This window comes from Paraburkholderia sp. BL21I4N1 (genome assembly GCF_002973525.1).
Taxonomy (GTDB): Bacteria; Pseudomonadota; Gammaproteobacteria; order Burkholderiales; family Burkholderiaceae; genus Paraburkholderia.
Window position 1 is genome coordinate 19,425 of record NZ_PVEN01000013.1, and the last position, 18,040, is coordinate 37,464.

Here is an 18,040-nt window from a genome sequence, read left to right on the forward strand (position 1 = left end):
CCCGATGAACCTTCGACTCTCATCCCTTCGGGCTATGTTCATTGATCAGGGCAACGGCCGCTTGCAGGCTGCTGCGGCCGTGGCAGCGGTCACGTTCGCGCTGGCTGGCGTCGGCATGAGCAACGCGCTCGCCGCGCCCAGCGTCGCCGCGAGTGCGCCGGACGCCGCATCCGTTTCGTATGCGAACGGCGGTCAATTTACCGTGAAGCCCGGACAGTCGTTGAACGACGTGGCGATTGCCGTCACGCAATCGCACGACCGGGCGACGCTCGCCCGTGCGTCCCGCGCGCTGTTCGATGCAAACCCGAACGCGTTCATGAGTCACGATCCGAGCCGCATGCGTCTCGGGGCGGTGCTGACGGTGCCGGTGCTGGATTCGTCGGGGGTGTTGGCGGCTTCTGCGGCGGCGGCTACGGGTTCGGGGGCTTCGGCGCCGGTAGCGTCTGCCTCTGCCGCGCCGGTTGGGACGATGGCTGCGAGCACCGCAACCACCGCGACAACCGCGGCCGGCGCGGCAAGCGCGGTCGCGCAGGTCAATGCCGCAGCGGCCGCGGCAGCAAGCGCGGCCAGCGCTGCAGCTCAGGCTGCGGCGCCGGTTACGCCGGCCGTGCCGGTGACCGCCAGCGCGGTCACCACCAGCGGCTCGGCGACGCCGGGTGGCGGTGCCACGACGGCAGGCGCGGTTGCGTCCTCGCCCGTCGCGGGCTCGCAGACGGCTTCGCCGGCCAGCGGCGCGCATGAGTGGTCCGGGTCGATTCAGCCGTCGGCTAGCGAGTCCGCTGCGGGTGCGTCCGCGTCTGCGGGCGGTAGCGCGGCGATCGCTGCGCAGGCAGCGTCGCAACCGCTTGCGCAGGTCTCCAGTTTGCAGCAACTGCTCGCGCTGAAAAATCGCGTGTTGATGGAATTGCAGAAGCATGGCATTGGCGGTTCTTCCGTGGCGACGCGTGCGGCTTCGACGGGCGCTGTGGCACCGGTGACGGGTGCGTCGTCGGCTGCTGCTGCGTCGGTGCACGGCGGCGCGGCGACCTCCTTGTCGAATGACGGCGGTATTTCGCAGGTCGGCTTGAGCATCGCGGCGGCGGTTGGCGCGGCGCTCGTGGTCTTGTTGGCCGCTTTGCGCATGCGTCGACGTAAGCGCGACGCGAACGCGGCGGCCGAGGTCAGCTCAGCGGATAGCGACGCTTTGACAGGGTCGCAAGCCAATGATTTGCACGACGTTGCGTCGGCGCGCGCGCGCGATCCGGTGGACGATTCCTCTGATGTTAGCGCCGATGTGTCCGTGTCGCATGCGGCTACACTGGCCGCTGCTGAACATGAGGCGGCGGAAGGTGAGGCGGCTGCGCGCGAACAGGCTGAACGCGACGCCGAGGAACGTGAGACGGAGATTCGCCAGGCGGCTGCGCGGGAAGCGGAGCGCAAGGCAGCGGAAACTGCTGCCGCGGAACGGACGACAGCAGAGCATGCTGAGTCGGAGCGCGTGGCGCAGGAACAGGCGGCGGCAGAGCGTGCGGCAGCGGAACGGACCGCAGCGGCGGAACGTGAAGCGGCAGAACGTGAAGCGGCAGAACGTGAAGCGGCAGAACGCGCGGCAGCAGAACAAATCGCCGCCGAGCGCGCAGCAGCACAACACGTCACATCAGAACGCGAGAATTTCGACAGCGCAACCACCGCCGCAAGCCTCGCCGCCGCCGCCGAACTCGGCGCTGAAGCGTTGCCAATGGCCCCGCTGATGCCGCTCGAACCGGTCGACGAAACCTTCCAGCACGAGCCCCCCGCCCACCGTCTGCAATGGGATGATGAACCTGCGCCGAGCGCGCCGACCGCGCCGCAAACGCCATCGGCCGAACACCAAAGCCCGCTGAACGTCCCACCGCCGGCCGTCGACTTCACGCAGCAACCTGTCGAGCCGCGTGACGCGCCGACGCCGTTCGGCCAGCCGTACGCCGACGCTTCGGCGCATCCGCTCCCCGACGCAACGTTGCCGCCGGTGCCGCTGACGCATCTGGACTCGGCACACGACGAAGCGACCTATCAACCGTCCTACGAACTGCACCAACCGACCCCGGCCGCAGCGTCTGGCGGCGCACCAACCTTCGCAGAGCCAACACCGTTGTCGCCGGCGCAGCACCCCCTCACCGCACCGACCGAATTCCCGCGCGACGCCGTCGACGCCTTCAGCGCGCTCGACATGCCGCTGCCGCCGCGCATCGAATCGCCGTTCGAGGGCCTGGGTGCCCCCGCGTCGCTGACCACGCAGCCGGTTGCGTCGCCGGAAACGACCGCGCGGCAAGCCGTCGCGCCGCACGATCCCGACGACGTCCCGCATATCGCTGATGAAATCACCGCCGGCACCGCAGGTCACGCGGCCGTGGCGGGCTTGGGCGCGACGGGCTTCGGCGCGGCGGGCGGGCTAGGCGCTGCAGGCTTCGGCGCGCTGAAGCTCGATTTCGACCTGGAGTTGCCGCCGAGCCCGGCCCAGCCGTTGCCGGCATTTACGCCGGCGGATCTCACGCGAATTGCGCGTAATAAGCTCGATCTGGCCGCCGAGTACATCGATCTCGGCGATCTGTCCGGCGCTCGCTCGCTCATCAACGAAGTGATCGAAGCGAACGATCCCGCCACGCGCACCGAGGCCCGCGCGTTGCTGTCGACGCTCGCGCCGTTGTCGTGAAGCGGATAGCTTTAGGGGTTCAGTACGACGGCTCGGCGTTTTGCGGCTGGCAGTCGCAACCGCACGGCAATACCGTGCAGGACGAGCTCGAACGGGCGTTGAGCGAATTCGCGCGGACGCCCGTGCATATCACCGTCGCGGGTCGAACGGATACGGGCGTGCATGGGCTCGGCCAGGTCGCGCATTTCGACACCGAACTCGACCGCGCGGAAGTGTCATGGGTGCGCGGCACGAATGCGTTCTTGCCGAAAACCATCTCCGTGCAGTGGGCCAAGCCCATGCCGGACGAGTTTCACGCACGTTTTGCCGCGTTCGAACGGACCTATCACTACGTGCTTTACGTGCATCCGGTCCGTTCGCCGATGCTGGCGGCGCGCGTCGGCTGGGTTCACACGCCGCTCGACGTCGACGCCATGCGTGCCGGCGCGGCGCACCTGATCGGCGAGCACGATTTTTCGGCCTTCCGTTCGTCACAATGTCAGGCGAAAACGCCGGTCAAGCACCTGTATCAGATCGACATCCGGCAGCAGGGCGATTTCGTCCACTTCCGCTTCCGGGCTAACGCGTTCCTGCATCACATGGTGCGTAACCTGATGGGTTGCCTGGTGTATATCGGGCGAGGCCGTCATTCGGCCGAATGGATGGCCGAGGTGCTGGCAAGCGGCGACCGCGACGTTGCCGCGCCGACCTTCATGCCGGACGGCTTGTACTTGGCGCAGGTGGGCTATCCTGAGCACTTCGCGGTGCCTGCGCCGCACACCGGCAGCGTGCCGTGGAGTACCGTATGGACCGAGCAAACGGAAACATGAAAAGCATCGACAACCTCGCGGCCGAAGCCCAAGGCGGCGTGCAGCAAACCGCCGCGCCGCATCGCACGCGCATCAAACTGTGCGGCCTGTCTAAACCGGAAGACGTGAGTCACGCGATCGACCTCGGCGCCGACGCGATCGGCCTCGTGTTCTATCCGCCGAGCCCGCGCTCGGTGAGCATCGCGCAAGCGGTCGACCTGGTGCACGACGTGCCGCCGTTCGTGTCGGTCGTGGGTCTGTTCGTCAATCCCACGCCGGACTGGATCCGCGAGGTGGTCAGCAACGTCGGCCTGACGCTACTGCAGTTCCACGGTGACGAGACCGCGGCGCAGTCCGAAACGCTCGCCGGCGTTGCGGGTTTGCCTTGGTTGCGCGCGTTGCGAGTTGCAGCCGATACTCAACCGGCTGATTTGGTAAAATCGGCTCTTAACTATTCAGCAGCCAGCGGCCTCCTGTTCGACACCCATGTCGAAGGCTATGGCGGCGGCGGGAAGGTTTTCGATTGGTCACTTATTCCAGCAGAGCTCGCGCGTCGGGCCGTTTTGAGTGGTGGGTTGAACGCGCAAAACGTCAGTGATGCGATCCATCGCGTGCGCCCGTACGCGGTCGATGTCTCGAGCGGCATCGAAGTCGCGGGCGCCCGGGGCGTGAAAGATCACGCCCGGATGGCGGCCTTCGTCCGCGCCGTGCGCGCGGCGGACGCCGAATGATTCCGGTCACGCGGTTTTCTCCTACGGAAATCGCGGGCCACACTGAGAAGAGTGATCACCATGTATAACTTGCCAGACGAAAGAGGCCATTTCGGCCAATATGGCGGCGTGTTCGTCGCTGAAACGCTGGTACACGCGCTGAACGAGCTGCGTGAAGCGTACGAAAAATTCCAGAAAGACCCCGAATTCGTCGCTGAATACGAGCGCGAGTTGAAGTATTTCGTCGGTCGTCCGTCGCCGATTTATCACGCGCAGCGTTGGAGCGAGATGCTCGGCGGCGCACAGGTTTTCCTGAAGCGTGAGGACCTGAATCACACCGGCGCGCACAAAATCAACAACGTGATCGGCCAGGCGTTGCTGGCCAAGCGCATGGGCAAACCGCGCGTGATCGCCGAAACCGGCGCCGGCCAGCACGGTGTGGCAACGGCCACCATCGCGGCGCGCTTCGGCATGGAATGCGTGGTCTACATGGGCGAGGAAGACGTGCGCCGCCAGGCTGCCAACGTCTACCGCATGAAATTGCTCGGCGCCACGGTCGTGCCGGTCGAATCGGGCTCACGCACGCTGAAAGACGCGCTGAACGAAGCCATGCGCGACTGGGTCACGAACGTCGAAGACACGTTCTACATCATCGGCACAGTCGCGGGTCCGCACCCTTACCCGATGATGGTGCGCGATTTCCAGCGCGTGATCGGCGACGAATGCAAGGTGCAGATGCCCGAATTGGTCGGCCGTCAGCCGGATGCCGTGATTGCGTGCATTGGCGGCGGTTCGAATGCGATGGGTATCTTTTACCCGTACATTGACGACACGTCGGTGCAGTTGATTGGCGTCGAAGCCGCTGGCGACGGACTCGAATCCGGTCGTCACGCGGCTTCCTTGATCGGCGGCAGCCCCGGCGTGCTGCACGGCAATCGTACTTATCTGCTGCAAGACGAAAACGGGCAGATTATCGAGACGCATTCGATCTCGGCCGGCCTCGACTATCCGGGCGTCGGTCCCGAGCATGCGTGGCTAAAAGACAGCAATCGCGCGCAATACGTCAGCATCACCGACGAAGAGGCGCTGAAAGCGTTCCACGATTGCTGTCGCATCGAAGGCATCATTCCGGCGCTGGAGTCCAGTCATGCTCTGGCCTACGCCGCGAAGCTCGCGCCGACGCTGCCGAAGGACAAAGTCCTTCTGGTCAACCTGTCGGGCCGTGGCGACAAGGACATGCATACGGTCGCCGAGCGATCGGGAATTCAGTTCTGAGCGCCGCGACGATGCGTGACGAGTTCGACGAGCCGCAGCCGGCGATTGAAACCCTTGATCCGGCCGCCAAAGTAGCGGCCGCCGCGGCGCCTGAGGCGTTGTTGCCGCAGGTGCCGGCCGGCATCCAGCTGTTGAACCGCGATTTTCTGACCGATGTGGCGAACATTCCCGACGGGTCGATCGACCTGATCGTGTGCGATCCGCCTTATGGGCTCGGCAAGGATTATGGCAACGACTCCGACATGCGGACGGGCGACGATTTTCTCGCTTGGACGCGTAGCTGGCTCGAGCTGGCTGTTCCCAAGCTCAAGCCGTCGGGTTCTCTGTATATCTTCTGCACGTGGCAGTACTCGCCGGAAATCTTCAGCTTCCTGAAGACAAAACTCACGATGATCAACGAAATCATCTGGGACCGGCGCGTACCCAGCATGGGCGGCACCGTGCGCAGATTCACTTCTGTGCACGACAACATCGGCTTTTTCGCGGTGTCGAAGGATTATTTCTTCGATCTCGATCCCGTCCGCATCCCGTACGATGAAGTTACGAAGAAGGCGCGTTCGCGTAAGTTGTTCGAAGGCAGTAAGTGGCTCGAGGTTGGCTATAATCCAAAGGATGTCTGGTCGGTGTCGCGACTGCATCGGCAACATGCCGAACGCGTCGCGCATCCCACCCAGAAGCCTCTGGAAATTGTCGAGCGAATGGTGCTGGCGAGTTGTCCGAAGGGCGGGCGCGTGCTCGACCCGTTCATGGGCAGCGGCACCACCGCAGTCGCTTGTGCCCGGCAGCAGCGCGAATTCGTCGGCTATGAGATCAATGAAAGTTACTGCGCGATAGCGCGTGAACGCGTCAGCATCGCTGCGAATCCCGTGCCCGTGAAGGCGCGGCCGGTCAAGCCCAAGGTTAAACGGCAGACCGAAACGCAGTGAGCCGCAGCGAGCCGCGATGAGCGTTATGCAGCCCGCGCCGCGTCAGCCGCGCGCAGTCGCTTAAATTCGAGAAATTTCCATGTCCCGTATCAAGAACACGTTTGCCGCGTTGTCCGCCCAAGGTAAGAAAGGCCTGATTCCTTTCATGACGGCCGGCGACCCGGACCCGGCCCGCACGGTCGAATTCATGCACGCGCTCGCTGCCGGCGGCGCGGATGTGATCGAACTCGGCGTGCCGTTTTCCGACCCGATGGCCGACGGCCCCGTGATCCAGCAATCGTCCGAGCGCGCGTTGGCGCACGGCGTGTCGCTGCGTCACGTGATCGCGGACGTTAAGCGCTTCCGCGAAACCGACGACAAGACGCCCGTCGTGTTGATGGGCTACGCCAATCCGATCGAACGCATGGGTATCGACGCGTTCGCGAAAGCCGCTCAGGAAGCTGGGGTGGATGGCGTGCTGGTGGTCGATTACCCGCCGGAAGAGTGTGCTAATTTCGCTGAAAAGATGCGATCCGCCTCGATCGATCCGATCTTTTTGCTGGCGCCCACGTCCACGGACGAGCGCATCGCGGAAGTCGGGAAAATTGCCAGCGGCTACGTCTATTATGTGTCGTTGAAAGGGGTGACCGGCTCCGCGAATCTGGACGTTTCCAGCATCGCGGGTAAAATCCCGGCCATCAAGTCGCGCGTACCCCTGCCGGTGGGCGTCGGTTTCGGCATCCGCGACGCGCAAACCGCGCGTTCGGTGGCCGAAGTGTCCGATGCCGTCGTGATCGGCAGCCGTATCGTGCAATTGCTCGAACAGGCGCCGCCGGAGACCGCGGCGGAAACGCTCACGCGTTTCATCGCCGAAGTGCGCGAGGCGCTAGATAGCGTCGCGACTGCCCGATAACAGTTATTTTTGTCGTCTGTAGCGTGAGCGGCGGGTTTATCCCGCCGTTTGCGCAACCGCCGACCCCAGAAGGATTCAATATGAGCTGGCTCGATAAGCTGCTGCCGCCGAAAATCAAACAAACCGACCCGAAAAACCGCAAGGGAATTCCGGAAGGCCTGTGGATCAAGTGTCCGTCGTGCGAAGCCGTGCTGTACCGCAACGACGTCGAGGCCAATCTGCATGTTTGCCCGAAGTGCGACCATCACATGCGCATCGGCGCGCGTGAGCGGCTCGACGGCCTGCTCGATCCGGAAGGCCGCTACGAAATCGGCCAGGAAATCGTCCCGGTCGACGCGTTGAAGTTCAAGGACAGCCGCAAGTACCCGGATCGCCTGAAAGAGGCAATGGACGACACCGACGAAACCGACGCCATGGTCGTGATGGGCGGCGCGATCCACACACTGCCGGTAGTCGTGGCTTGCTTCGAGTTCTCGTTCATGGGCGGCTCGATGGGTTCGGTGGTCGGCGAGCGTTTTGCGCGCGGCGCACAGAACGCGCTTGAACAGAAAGTGCCGTTTATCTGCTTCACCGCGTCGGGCGGCGCGCGCATGCAGGAAAGCCTGCTGTCGCTGATGCAAATGGCGAAAACCACGGCCATGCTGACCAGGCTGGCCGAAGCCAAGCTGCCGTTCATTTCCGTGCTGACCGATCCGACCATGGGTGGCGTGTCGGCGAGCTTCGCGTTCCTCGGCGACGTGGTGATCGCCGAGCCGAAGGCGCTGATCGGCTTTGCCGGCCCGCGCGTGATCGAACAGACCGTGCGTGAAAAGCTGCCGGAAGGCTTCCAGCGCGCCGAATTTCTGCTGACAAAGGGCGCGGTGGACATGATCGTCGACCGTCGCAAGCTGCGTGAGGAAATCGCTCAATTGATGGCGCTGTTGAGCCACCAGCCGGCGGATGCCGTCGCGTAAGCCGTTAAGCAAAGCAGACAGGCCGCGCGCCGCTGAGCGCAGCGCGGCGGCCGTCAAAAAAGCAGGAAAAAATAGCGCGCCGCGTGAGTGATCAAGCGGCGCGTTGTCATTTCCAGGATAATCACGGCGCACCACCGCCTAACCGATTCACTCCCGATTCATTCGATGACGACCTTCCCCACCCTCGACGCGTGGCTCACGCACCTTGAATCCGCGCATCCGGTCGGCATCGACATGGGTTTGGGCCGCATCTCGCAGGTACGCGACGCGATGCAACTGTCGTTTGCGTGCCCGATCATCACGGTCGGCGGCACGAACGGCAAGGGCTCCACCTGCGCGATCCTCGAATCGATTCTGCTGCGCGCCGGCTTCACGGTGGGCTGCCACACGTCGCCGCATCTGTTGACGTTCAACGAGCGCGCGCGCGTGAACGGCGAAATGGCGACCGACGCCGAACTACTGCCGCACTTCGAAGCTGTCGAAGCCGCGCGCCTGAGTCTCGCCGAGCCCGTTACGCTGACCTACTTCGAATTCACGACGCTGGCGATCATGAGCCTGTTCGCCTCGCGCGGGTTCGACGCGGTGATCTTCGAAGTCGGCTTGGGCGGTCGTCTCGACGCGGTCAATATTCTCGATACCGACTGCGCCATCATCACGAGCATCGACATTGATCACACGGAATATCTCGGCGATACGCGCGAGAAAATCGGCTTCGAAAAGGCCGGCATTTTCCGTCCGGGCAAGCCGGCGATTTGCGCCGACCCGGTGCCGCCGCAGTCGCTGATCGATCATGCCGAGAAGATCGGCGCGGAACTGTGGCTCTTCGGCCGCGATTTTCGCTATGAAGGGCAGGCGGGCAGCGAGCGCCAGCAATGGAGCTACGTCGGTCCGACCATGCGGCGTTCGGCGCTCGCCTATCCGGCGCTGCGCGGCGCGAACCAGTTGATCAATACATCGGCGGCGCTGGCTGGGCTTGAAGCGCTGCGTGACCGTCTGCCGGTGTCGGCGCAGGACATTCGTCTCGGCCTCGCCAACGTCGAATTGCCGGGCCGTTTCCAGGTGCTGCCCGGCAAGCCGGCCGTGGTGCTCGATGTCGGCCACAACCCGCACGCAGCCGCCGTGCTGACGCAGAACCTCGGCAACATGGGCTTTTTCCCCTACACGTACGCGGTGTTCGGTGCGATGCGCGACAAGGACATCGCCGGCGTATTGGCGCATCTGAAGGGCGAAATCGACCATTGGTGCGTGACCGATCTGCCGCTCGCGCGGGCCGCCACGGCGGAACAGCTCGAAGCGGCACTGCGCGAGCAGGGCGTGGATGAAGCCGCCGACAGCAGCGTCACGCGGCACGCCACGCCAGCCGAGGCGTACCAAGACGCGCTAAAACGGGCGTCAGAGAATGATAGAATCGTGGTTTTCGGCAGTTTCTATACGGTAGCCGGTGTGATGGCCTACCGTAAATCGCAGCAACACTGAACGGGCGCCAGGCTCGAACCAAGCGATTCATGGGAATTTTCTCGTTCGGCAAGAAAGACGACGCGCCTAGCCGGCGCGGCGCAAATACCAGTTCCACCCGGGCCGCCCGTGGCGAGCGCGTGGAGCGGCGAACCCGCCGCACGGAGCGCCCCGTCGACGCCGACGCCATGTTGCTCGACCCTACGCTGCCGGAAAAGCAGCGTGCGCGGCGCCGCCTGGTCGGTGCGATCGCGCTGGTCGTCGCGGCTGTCGTGATCCTGCCCATGGTGCTGGACTCGCATCCCAAGCCGGTCACCGACGACATCGCGATCGACATCCCCAACCGTCCCGCGCCGAAGCTCGCCAAGGCTGACGAAGACACGCAGGCCGGCGTCGCACCCGACAACCCCACGCCCGACGCGGCACTCGCCGCTTCGGGTCTTGCGCCGGCAACGGCCGCAAAGCAAGGCCAGTCGGGCAATACGCAAGCACAAAGCACGACCACGGGCACGAGCCCAGGCACCGGCGCGACGACAAGCGCCGCGGCGCCCGCAGCCAGGCCGGCTGCGAAACCGCAGGCACCGGCCGTCGCGGCCAACACCGCACCGGCCACGCCCACGGCGCCTGCCAAACCCGCCAAACCCCCCGTCACGCACAACGCCGCCGCCACACCCGCGCCGAGCGCAACCGACGACACGAACAGCACCGCCGCCAGCGCGGACGCGAATTCCGGCACGCCGGCATCGCCGCCGGGCAGCCGTTTCGCGGTGCAACTGGGCGCATTTGCCAACGACGCCAACGCGCGAACCTGGGCGTCCAAGTTGAAAGCGGCGGGTGTGCCCGCATATACCGAACATCGGAAGCAGGCTGATGGCTCCACGCTCACGCTGTTGCGGGCCGGTCCGTTTGCCGATCGTGCCGCGGCCAGTGCCGCGATTGCGAAAGTTCGCGAGGCCGGCTTGACGTCGGGCGCGAACAGCGGCACGGCACAGTAAGCGAGCGATGTTCACCGCCTTCGACTACGCTGTAATGGCGGTGATCGGTTTGTCGGCCTTGCGCGGCACATGGCGCGGGTTTTTGTCCGAGATATTCGGGTTGATCGGCTGGATCGCGGCGTTTTTCATTGCGTGCCGCTTTGTCGGTTATGTCGTGCCGTTTATCCCGTCCACGTGGCCGGGTGGCGCGTTGACCCAGTGGCTGCTGGCCTTTGCGCTGGTGGTGATCGGTGTGGTGCTGGTGGCGAGCGTGCTGAATGCCCTCCTGAGCCGCATCGTGCAGGCAACCGGCTTGAGCGGCGTGGACCGCTCGCTCGGTTTGATGTTCGGCCTCGTGCGCGGGGTCATTCTGGTGCTGATTCTGGTCGCCCTCGCTGGCTTGACCGAGCTGCCCCAACAGGAATTCTGGCGCAACGCCTTGCTGCGGCCCTATGCGGTCGAGGGCGTGCACGTAATGAAACCGCTGCTTCCCGAGACGCTTGCTGCCTACGTCCGCGTGTGACGATCAGGCGAGTATTTCAAGGGACGCGGCAGGACTCCGGCGCAAACCGGTTGCCGCGACGTACCAGCAGGTCACAGCGCGTACGCAGGCATCGGCCGCCACGACGAATTTCGTACCTTTGAAGGACATGCCATGTGCGGCATCGTAGGCGTAGTTTCCCACTCCCCGGTCAATCAGCTGATCTATGACAGCCTGCTGCTTCTGCAGCATCGCGGTCAGGACGCTGCCGGCATCGCAACCGCGAACGGTAGCAATTTCCACATGCACAAGGCCAACGGCATGGTGCGCGACGTGTTCCGCACGCGCAACATGCGCAGCCTGCCCGGCACGACCGGTATCGGTCAGGTGCGTTACCCGACGGCCGGTTCCGCGTCGAGCGAAGAAGAAGCCCAGCCGTTCTACGTGAACGCGCCGTTCGGCATCATCCTCGCGCATAACGGCAATCTGACCAACTGGCAGCAACTGAAAGACGAGATGTTCCGCGTCGATCGCCGCCACATCAATACCAATTCCGACACCGAGGTCATGCTCAACGTGCTCGCGCACGAATTGCAGCTGTCCAGCTCGGGCCTGCAACTCGATCCAGCCGCGCTGTTCAAGGCCGTGTCTGGCGTGCATCGCCGGGTGCGGGGTTCGTACGCGATCGTGTCGCTGATCGCCGGTTACGGTCTGCTGGGTTTCCGCGACCCGTTCGGCATCCGCCCGCTGTGTCTCGGCAAGCAGGAAACGCCGGAAGGCGTCGAGTGGATCCTGGCGTCGGAATCGGTGGCGATTGAAGGTATCGGCTTCGAATTCGTGCGCGATATCGCGCCGGGCGAGGCGATTTTCATCGATATCGAAGGCAATCTGCATTCGCAGCAATGCGCGACGAATCCGAGCCTGAACCCGTGCATTTTCGAACTCGTGTATCTCGCGCGTCCGGACTCGGTGCTCGACGGCGTACCGGTCTACAACGTACGTCTGCGCATGGGCGACTACCTCGCCGAGAAGATCAAGCGCGAGCTGCCCGACGTGCCGATCGACGTAGTGATGCCGATTCCCGATTCGTCCCGTCCGGCCGCGATGCAAGTCGCGAAGAAGCTGGGCGTGGAGTACCGCGAGGGCTTCTTCAAGAACCGTTACGTCGGCCGCACCTTCATCATGCCGGGTCAGGCGGTGCGCAAGAAATCCGTGCGCCAGAAGCTAAATGCCATGGGCATTGAGTTCAAGGGCAAGAACGTGCTGATCGTCGACGATTCGATCGTGCGCGGCACCACCTCGCACGAAATCGTGCAGATGGCGCGCGACGCCGGCGCGAACAAGGTGATCTTCGCTTCGGCAGCGCCGCCGGTGAAATTCCCGAATGTCTACGGCATCGACATGCCGACGCGCGGTGAGCTCGTCGCTCATGGCCGCACGGACGACGAAGTCGCGCGCATGATCGGCGCGGACCATCTCGTGTATCAGGACGTCGACGCACTGAAGCAGGCCGTGCGCGACATCAACCCGGCGCTGCGGGAATTCGAAGCGTCGTGTTTCGACGGCAACTACGTGACCGGCGACATCACTACCGAGTATCTGGACCGCATCGAAACCGCGCGTCTGGCGCCGTCCTCGCAATCGGATCGCGACGCCGCGAGCGAAGCGATCGACGGCGGCGCGCCCGCGCGTTCGCAATTGCACCTGCAGTTGTCAGTGGGCTGATGACGCGAACCTGAACCATAACGCTCATGACGTGGCACGCAGCACGCCACGCCACGAGCATGTTAGGATCATGGCTTGCGTCGATTTGATCTCAGCTTGCGGACGCGGGGTAACCCGAAACAGCTAAAGCGAAAGGTGGGAAACGCCGCAATCATCCGCCTCCGCTCCAGCTTTCCCCGCACATGAAGCCCGCTTATGCCGACGCAAAAGCGGGCTTTTTTGTTGCTGCCGTTTGGCGTTGCGCTCTTTTTTCACACGAGGCGCGCCGAACGCAGCCATGGACCATTGGAAACCAGAACCAACATGGACGACTCCCTGAACTTCGACACGCTGGCGGTCCGCTCGGGCACGGCGCGCAGCGACTTCAACGAACATTCGGAAGCGATTTTCCTGACCTCGAGCTTTGTGTTCGCGAGCGCCGCGGATGCCGCCGAGAAATTCAAGAACTCCGAAGACAACTACACCTATTCGCGTTTCACGAACCCGACGGTCACGATGTTCCAGGACCGCCTGGCCGCGCTCGAAGGCGGTGAAGCCTGTATGGCGACGGCATCGGGCATGGCCGCGATCATGTCGGTGGTGATGTGCGCGCTGCAGGCCGGCGACCACCTGGTGAGCTCGCAGGCCCTGTTCGGCTCGACGCTCGGCATGTTCTCGCAAATTTTCACGAAGTTCGGCATCACGACCACGTTCGTCGATCCGACCGATCTGGACGCGTGGAAAAACGCCGTGCGTTCCGAGACGAAGATGTTCTTCCTCGAAACGCCGTCGAATCCGCTGACGGAAGTGTCCGATATCGAAGCGATCAGCAAGATCGCCAAGGCCGCGAACGCGCTGTTCGTGGTGGACAACTGTTTCTGTAGTCCGGCGCTGCAACAGCCGTTGAAGCTCGGCGCGGACGTGGTGATGCATTCGGCCACCAAGTTCCTAGACGGTCAGGGTCGCGTGTTGGGCGGCGCGCTGGTCGGCTCGAAGCAGTTCATCATGGAAAAGGTGTTCCCGTTCGTGCGTAGCGCCGGGCCGACGCTGTCCGCGTTCAATGCGTGGGTGCTGCTCAAGGGCATGGAAACGCTGTCGCTGCGCGTCGAAAAACAGTCGGCGAATGCGCTGGAAATCGCGCGCTGGCTGGAGACGCATCCGGCCGTGAATCGCGTGTTCTATCCGGGGCTGGAATCGCATCCGCAGCACGCGCTGGCCATGCGTCAGCAGAAGGCGGGCGGCGCGATTCTGTCGTTCGAACTGAAGGGCGACACGCCGGAACAGATGCGCGCTAACGCATGGCGGGTAATCGACAGCACGAAGATCTGTTCGATCACCGGCAATCTCGGCGATACGCGCACCACGATCACGCATCCGGCGACTACCACGCATGGTCGCGTGACGCCGGAAGCGCGCGCGGCGGCGGGCATCAGCGAAGGCTTGATCCGGCTGGCGGTGGGTCTGGAAAACGCCGCGGATATTCGCGGTGATCTGGAGCGCGGTCTGGCGGGTTAAGCGAAGCGGGATTGAAAGCAGGCAAGGCAGGCCGCGAATTCAACGCGGCTCGCGCGGCAACGCTGCGCTCAGTGGCGCAGCGCGCGCCATTGGCCAGGCGCCAGCCCAAAACGCCGCGTGAAGGCGTGTGTGAAAGCGCTCTGATCGCCGAAGCCGATATCCAGCGCGATATCGGTCAACGAACGGCGCGGATCCGCGAGCAACGTGAGCGACGTGTCGAGCCGCAAGCGCTGCAAATAGCGATGCGGCGTCTCACCGAAGGCGTCGATAAAAACCTGATGAAAGCGCCGGATGCCGAAGCCGCAATGCGCGGCGAGGTCGGCAATACGCAGCGGTTCCGACAAATGCGCGCGCAACCAGCGATCGATACGCGCGAAGTCGAGACCGGCGCCAGGCGCGAGCGCACCGGCCGTGGTGCCGGAGTCGGCCACCAGCGCAGCGCCCAGGCGGGCCGCTGCATCCCAATGAAAACGACGGGCATCAAGATCGTCGCTCCGAGCGCCGCCGGTAGCGTGCGCCGCAATTCGATGCACGAGCTGCGTTAATGATGTGTCGACCGTCACGGCCCGCGCGCGGTCGAACAAGCGCTCCGGCACGGCCAGCGACGTTGCCGGCAGATCCAGCACCAACTGCCGGTTCTCGCCGACGCCCGCGTAGTCGTGCCGCGCACCTGCCGGAATGAGCCACGCGGAGCCGGCGTCGATCTGTTGCGCAACGCCATTCACCGCCATCACCATCGCGCCGTCGAGGCCGAGCACGACCTGATGAAAGTCATGCACGTCCGACGCTTCCACCGCGCCGTAACGACGCAGCGAAACGCAAGGGATGGTGGCGGTGGCGTGGTTCATCGTCAAAGCGCAGTCACCCGCAAATAGCCAGGCGACCCAAAACGCGTAAAACTTAAACGCCGAGCAATTCGACTTCGAACACGAGCGTTGCGTTCGGCGGAATCACGCCGCCCGCGCCGCGCACGCCGTAGCCGAGTTGCGGCGGAATGGTCAGTTTGCGCGTGCCGCCGACCTTCATGCCTTGCACGCCTTCGTCCCAACCCTTGATGACCATGCCGCCGCCCAGCACGAATGCGAACGGGTCGTTGCGGTCCTTGCTCGAGTCGAACTTCTGACCATCGGTCAGCCAGCCGGTGTAGTGCACGCTGACGCTCTTGCCGGCAACGGCTTCGGCGCCAGTGCCTTCCACGATGTCTTCGTACTTCAGGCCGGATTCGGTAGTGACAGTCGACATGTAACGCTCCTCAGTTCAAAAACGTAAAAACCGACATTGTAGGCGTGTTGGCGGCGCCTCGTTGAGGATTGCCGCGTGGCACGCGGATTGCATGGAAATTGGCCATCCGGCCAGGCTGGTCGCGCCGGATGCCATGCCTATAATGGGGCTTCTTTCAATCATCATGCACTGCCTGAGAGGGCTCGATCGTGACAACGTCTTCAACCGGAACCGCCGGCGCGCAGCCGGCACCTTCCGGCTCCGCCGTCTCCGAGCGTACCGCGCATCTGTGCGCCGAAACCGCGCTGTTCATGCGTGACCACGTGTTGTCGCTGGTGTCGCACGATTTGCGCGGTCCGTTGAACGCGATCCATAGCTGGGCCTACGTGCTCGAGCGCAAGCTCGACGCGAACGACCCCAACGCACAACGCGCCGTCACCGGTATTCGCAATGGCGTGGACCAGCAGGTGAAGCTGCTCGAAACGATCGTGGATGCCACGCGCGCCGAAACCAAATCGCTGGCGCTCGCGTATGCATCGTTCCCGCTGCATCCATTGCTCGACGACACGATCGAAGACGTGCGCACGGGTTTGGCTCGCTCGCGCCAGGTCGAGATCGCGCTCGACTCGCAACTCGGCACCGAGCAGCTCAACGGCGACCGCGCACGCCTTGCCGCCGCGCTGTGGCTGATGCTCGCGTTCACGGTCGAAGCCAGCGCCGAAGGCGCCAGCGTCACGCTGGCCACGCGCGCCGACACGACCGCATGGCATGCCAGCGTCACCTACCACAGCAATCTCGCCGCGTTGAGCGATCCTGCGTTGCCGCATCTGCTCGAAGCGTTTGCTCGCAAGCAGGCTGGCGAGCCGCGCGAAGCCAAACGCATTGCGTGGGTGCTGGCGCTATGTAAGCGCGTCGCGGAAGCGCACGGCGGCAGTTTCGAGCAGATCGACGCGAGCGAGAGCGAGGCGGCCCGACTTGCACTGCGCATACCGCTGAGCGCAACCGCGCCGAAGTGAGCACGCCGTCTCGGCGTATGACTGCGCGCGGTTAGCTTTTCATCGGGCTTTCACCCTCTATACTGACAACTTTTGTTGCCGGAGCCCTTCGCTTTGATCCAGGTTGTCGCCCTCATTGGCGCGTTGTTTCTCGTTGCCCTCAACGGTTTCTTTGTTGCGGCTGAATTCGGTCTGGTCAAACTGCGGGCTACGCGCGTGCAGAGCCTCGCCGCGAAACACGGCATGCGCGGCCGTTTGCTGGCCAAGGTGCATGGACGTCTCGACGCTTACCTGTCTGCCTGTCAGCTCGGTATTACGCTGGCGTCGCTCGGTCTTGGCTGGATCGGTGAGCCCGCGTTCGCGCAACTGCTCACGCCGGTCTTCACGCTGCTCGGCGTGGAGTCGGAGAAGCTGATTCACGGCGTTTCACTGTTCTTCGCGTTTTCGTGTATTTCGTTCCTGCATATCGTGGTGGGCGAACTGGCGCCGAAGTCGCTGGCCATCCGCGAGGCCGAGAAAGTGTCGCTGTGGGCGGCCACGCCGTTGTACGGCTTCTACTGGGCCATGTATCCGTTCATCTGGGTGCTTAATTCGAGCGCCAACGCGGTGCTGAAGCTGGCCGGCCTCGACGCCGACCACGGTCACGACTCGCATTACTCGACCGACGAACTCAAGCTGATCCTGCGCGGCCGCCGCGCCAACGTGGCGAGCGAGCTGGGCGCGGCGGACGCCGGCGCGTACAGCCAGGACGAATGGAACACGATCGCGCATTCGCTCGATTTTTCGCGCATGACCGTGTCGGATCTCATGCGTCCTGCTTATGAAATGGTCGGCTTGCGGCGCGACCTGCCGTTGCGCGAGAACATGCAGGTGGTGGCGCGGCATCGCTTCAGCCGCTATCCGCTGTTCGAAGATGCGGCCGGCGAACGCGTGGCCGGCATGATCCACTTGAAGGATCTGCTGCTGGCGCGTCATGCGGGCAGCACGCTCGACGATCTGTCGAAATACGCGCGGCCCGTGCAGTACGTGAAGCCGGACATGCCCGCACTGGAACTGTTTCGCCGCTTTCGCAAAGGCGCGCCGCATTTCGCGCTGGTCGGCCACAAGAACGCGAAGCCGATCGGCTTCCTGACGCTCGACAATCTGCTCGGGGCACTGGTCGGCCAGATTCACGACGAATTCCGTCAGGGCGACGCCGACTGGACACGCATGGACGACGGCACCTTGATGGGCAAGGGCAGCTTGCCGGTGGTGTCGCTGGAGCGGGCGTTGGGGATCGATATCGACGAAGGTAAGGCCGAATCGGTCGGCGGTCTCGTGATTCAGGCGCTCAACGATCTGCCCACCGAGGGCCAGCGCGTGGAATTCGACCGCTTCGACGTGGTGGTCAAGAAGATGAAAGGGCCGCGCATCGTGCTCGTGCGCGTGTACCCGAAGACCTTCGACGACGAAGGCGGTTGAAAGCCTTTTCCGCTGAATC

General features: G+C 64.0%; 16 protein-coding genes. 14 read left to right on the top strand and 2 right to left on the bottom strand.

Features of this window, described 5'->3' with window-relative positions:
• Positions 1-4 precede the first annotated feature (4 nt).
• From B0G83_RS27020 to B0G83_RS27075, 12 genes are all read left to right on the top strand, one after another.
• Positions 5-2,671 (top strand): FimV/HubP family polar landmark protein, encoded by a 2,667-nt coding sequence (locus tag B0G83_RS27020; protein WP_105510460.1) that lies wholly within the window; start codon positions 5-7, stop codon positions 2,669-2,671.
• The gene (gene truA / locus B0G83_RS27025) at positions 2,668-3,480 is read left to right on the top strand and encodes a tRNA pseudouridine(38-40) synthase TruA (protein ID WP_105510461.1); all 813 of its coding nucleotides are present in this window, start codon (positions 2,668-2,670) and stop codon (positions 3,478-3,480) included. The genes B0G83_RS27020 and truA overlap by 4 nt, the downstream gene beginning before the upstream one ends.
• Positions 3,477-4,190 (top strand): phosphoribosylanthranilate isomerase, encoded by a 714-nt coding sequence (locus tag B0G83_RS27030; protein ID WP_105510462.1) that lies wholly within the window; start codon positions 3,477-3,479, stop codon positions 4,188-4,190. The genes truA and B0G83_RS27030 overlap by 4 nt, the downstream gene beginning before the upstream one ends.
• A 60-nt stretch (positions 4,191-4,250) precedes the next feature.
• On the top strand, positions 4,251-5,444 hold the full coding sequence (gene trpB, locus B0G83_RS27035) for a tryptophan synthase subunit beta (protein WP_105510463.1): 1,194 nt from the start codon (positions 4,251-4,253) through the stop codon (positions 5,442-5,444).
• 11 nt (positions 5,445-5,455) lie between these two features.
• Positions 5,456-6,370 carry a site-specific DNA-methyltransferase gene (locus B0G83_RS27040; RefSeq protein ID WP_105510464.1) on the top strand — a complete coding sequence of 305 codons (915 nt, stop codon included), beginning with the start codon at positions 5,456-5,458 and terminating at the stop codon, positions 6,368-6,370.
• A gap of 79 nt (positions 6,371-6,449) precedes the next feature.
• On the top strand, positions 6,450-7,262 hold the full coding sequence (gene trpA / locus B0G83_RS27045; RefSeq protein ID WP_105510465.1) for a tryptophan synthase subunit alpha: 813 nt from the start codon (positions 6,450-6,452) through the stop codon (positions 7,260-7,262).
• A gap of 80 nt (positions 7,263-7,342) precedes the next feature.
• Positions 7,343-8,215, top strand: coding sequence for an acetyl-CoA carboxylase, carboxyltransferase subunit beta (accD, locus tag B0G83_RS27050; protein WP_035561032.1), 873 nt, complete (start codon positions 7,343-7,345; stop codon positions 8,213-8,215).
• A 165-nt stretch (positions 8,216-8,380) separates the two neighbouring features.
• Positions 8,381-9,691, top strand: a complete 1,311-nt coding sequence (folC, locus tag B0G83_RS27055; RefSeq protein ID WP_105510466.1) for a bifunctional tetrahydrofolate synthase/dihydrofolate synthase — start codon at positions 8,381-8,383, stop codon at positions 9,689-9,691.
• Between the two features lie 29 nt (positions 9,692-9,720).
• The gene (locus B0G83_RS27060; protein WP_105510467.1) at positions 9,721-10,665 is read left to right on the top strand and encodes an SPOR domain-containing protein; all 945 of its coding nucleotides are present in this window, start codon (positions 9,721-9,723) and stop codon (positions 10,663-10,665) included.
• Between the two features lie 7 nt (positions 10,666-10,672).
• Complete coding sequence (locus tag B0G83_RS27065; RefSeq protein WP_035561040.1) at positions 10,673-11,167, top strand: CvpA family protein; 495 nt, start codon at positions 10,673-10,675, stop codon at positions 11,165-11,167.
• A gap of 132 nt (positions 11,168-11,299) precedes the next feature.
• Entirely contained in the window at positions 11,300-12,850 is a 1,551-nt protein-coding gene (gene purF, locus B0G83_RS27070; protein ID WP_105510468.1) for an amidophosphoribosyltransferase, read from the top strand.
• Between the two features lie 303 nt (positions 12,851-13,153).
• Entirely contained in the window at positions 13,154-14,344 is a 1,191-nt protein-coding gene (locus B0G83_RS27075; protein ID WP_105510590.1) for an O-succinylhomoserine sulfhydrylase, read from the top strand.
• 68 nt (positions 14,345-14,412) lie between these two features.
• Here B0G83_RS27075 and B0G83_RS27080 read toward each other — a convergent pair whose 3' ends face one another.
• Positions 14,413-15,192: an AraC family transcriptional regulator gene (locus tag B0G83_RS27080; protein ID WP_105510469.1), complete on the bottom strand. Its 780-nt coding sequence runs from the start codon at positions 15,190-15,192 to the stop codon at positions 14,413-14,415.
• A 52-nt stretch (positions 15,193-15,244) separates the two neighbouring features.
• On the bottom strand, positions 15,245-15,586 hold the full coding sequence (locus tag B0G83_RS27085; protein ID WP_035561048.1) for an FKBP-type peptidyl-prolyl cis-trans isomerase: 342 nt from the start codon (positions 15,584-15,586) through the stop codon (positions 15,245-15,247).
• A 188-nt stretch (positions 15,587-15,774) separates the two neighbouring features.
• On the opposite strand from B0G83_RS27085, the gene B0G83_RS27090 reads away from it, so the two are divergent.
• The gene (locus tag B0G83_RS27090) at positions 15,775-16,581 is read left to right on the top strand and encodes a sensor histidine kinase KdpD (protein ID WP_105510470.1); all 807 of its coding nucleotides are present in this window, start codon (positions 15,775-15,777) and stop codon (positions 16,579-16,581) included.
• A 93-nt stretch (positions 16,582-16,674) separates the two neighbouring features.
• Entirely contained in the window at positions 16,675-18,021 is a 1,347-nt protein-coding gene (locus tag B0G83_RS27095; protein WP_105510591.1) for a hemolysin family protein, read from the top strand.
• The last annotated feature ends 19 nt before the right edge of the window (positions 18,022-18,040 follow it).

Excerpts from the sequence above, each read along its gene's own strand:
- B0G83_RS27060 (WP_105510467.1), top strand. The coding sequence starts at position 9,721 with ATGGGAATTTTCTCGTTCGGCAAGAAAGACGACGCGCCTAGCCGGCGC.
- B0G83_RS27080 (WP_105510469.1), bottom strand. The coding sequence starts at position 15,192 with ATGAACCACGCCACCGCCACCATCCCTTGCGTTTCGCTGCGTCGTTAC.
- trpB (WP_105510463.1), top strand. The coding sequence starts at position 4,251 with ATGTATAACTTGCCAGACGAAAGAGGCCATTTCGGCCAATATGGCGGC.
- B0G83_RS27065 (WP_035561040.1), top strand. The coding sequence starts at position 10,673 with ATGTTCACCGCCTTCGACTACGCTGTAATGGCGGTGATCGGTTTGTCG.
- B0G83_RS27040 (WP_105510464.1), top strand. The coding sequence starts at position 5,456 with ATGCGTGACGAGTTCGACGAGCCGCAGCCGGCGATTGAAACCCTTGAT.
- purF (WP_105510468.1), top strand. The coding sequence starts at position 11,300 with ATGTGCGGCATCGTAGGCGTAGTTTCCCACTCCCCGGTCAATCAGCTG.
- trpA (WP_105510465.1), top strand. The coding sequence starts at position 6,450 with ATGTCCCGTATCAAGAACACGTTTGCCGCGTTGTCCGCCCAAGGTAAG.
- B0G83_RS27030 (WP_105510462.1), top strand. The coding sequence starts at position 3,477 with ATGAAAAGCATCGACAACCTCGCGGCCGAAGCCCAAGGCGGCGTGCAG.
- B0G83_RS27075 (WP_105510590.1), top strand. The coding sequence starts at position 13,154 with ATGGACGACTCCCTGAACTTCGACACGCTGGCGGTCCGCTCGGGCACG.
- accD (WP_035561032.1), top strand. The coding sequence starts at position 7,343 with ATGAGCTGGCTCGATAAGCTGCTGCCGCCGAAAATCAAACAAACCGAC.
- B0G83_RS27085 (WP_035561048.1), bottom strand. The coding sequence starts at position 15,586 with ATGTCGACTGTCACTACCGAATCCGGCCTGAAGTACGAAGACATCGTG.
- B0G83_RS27020 (WP_105510460.1), top strand. The coding sequence starts at position 5 with ATGAACCTTCGACTCTCATCCCTTCGGGCTATGTTCATTGATCAGGGC.
- folC (WP_105510466.1), top strand. The coding sequence starts at position 8,381 with ATGACGACCTTCCCCACCCTCGACGCGTGGCTCACGCACCTTGAATCC.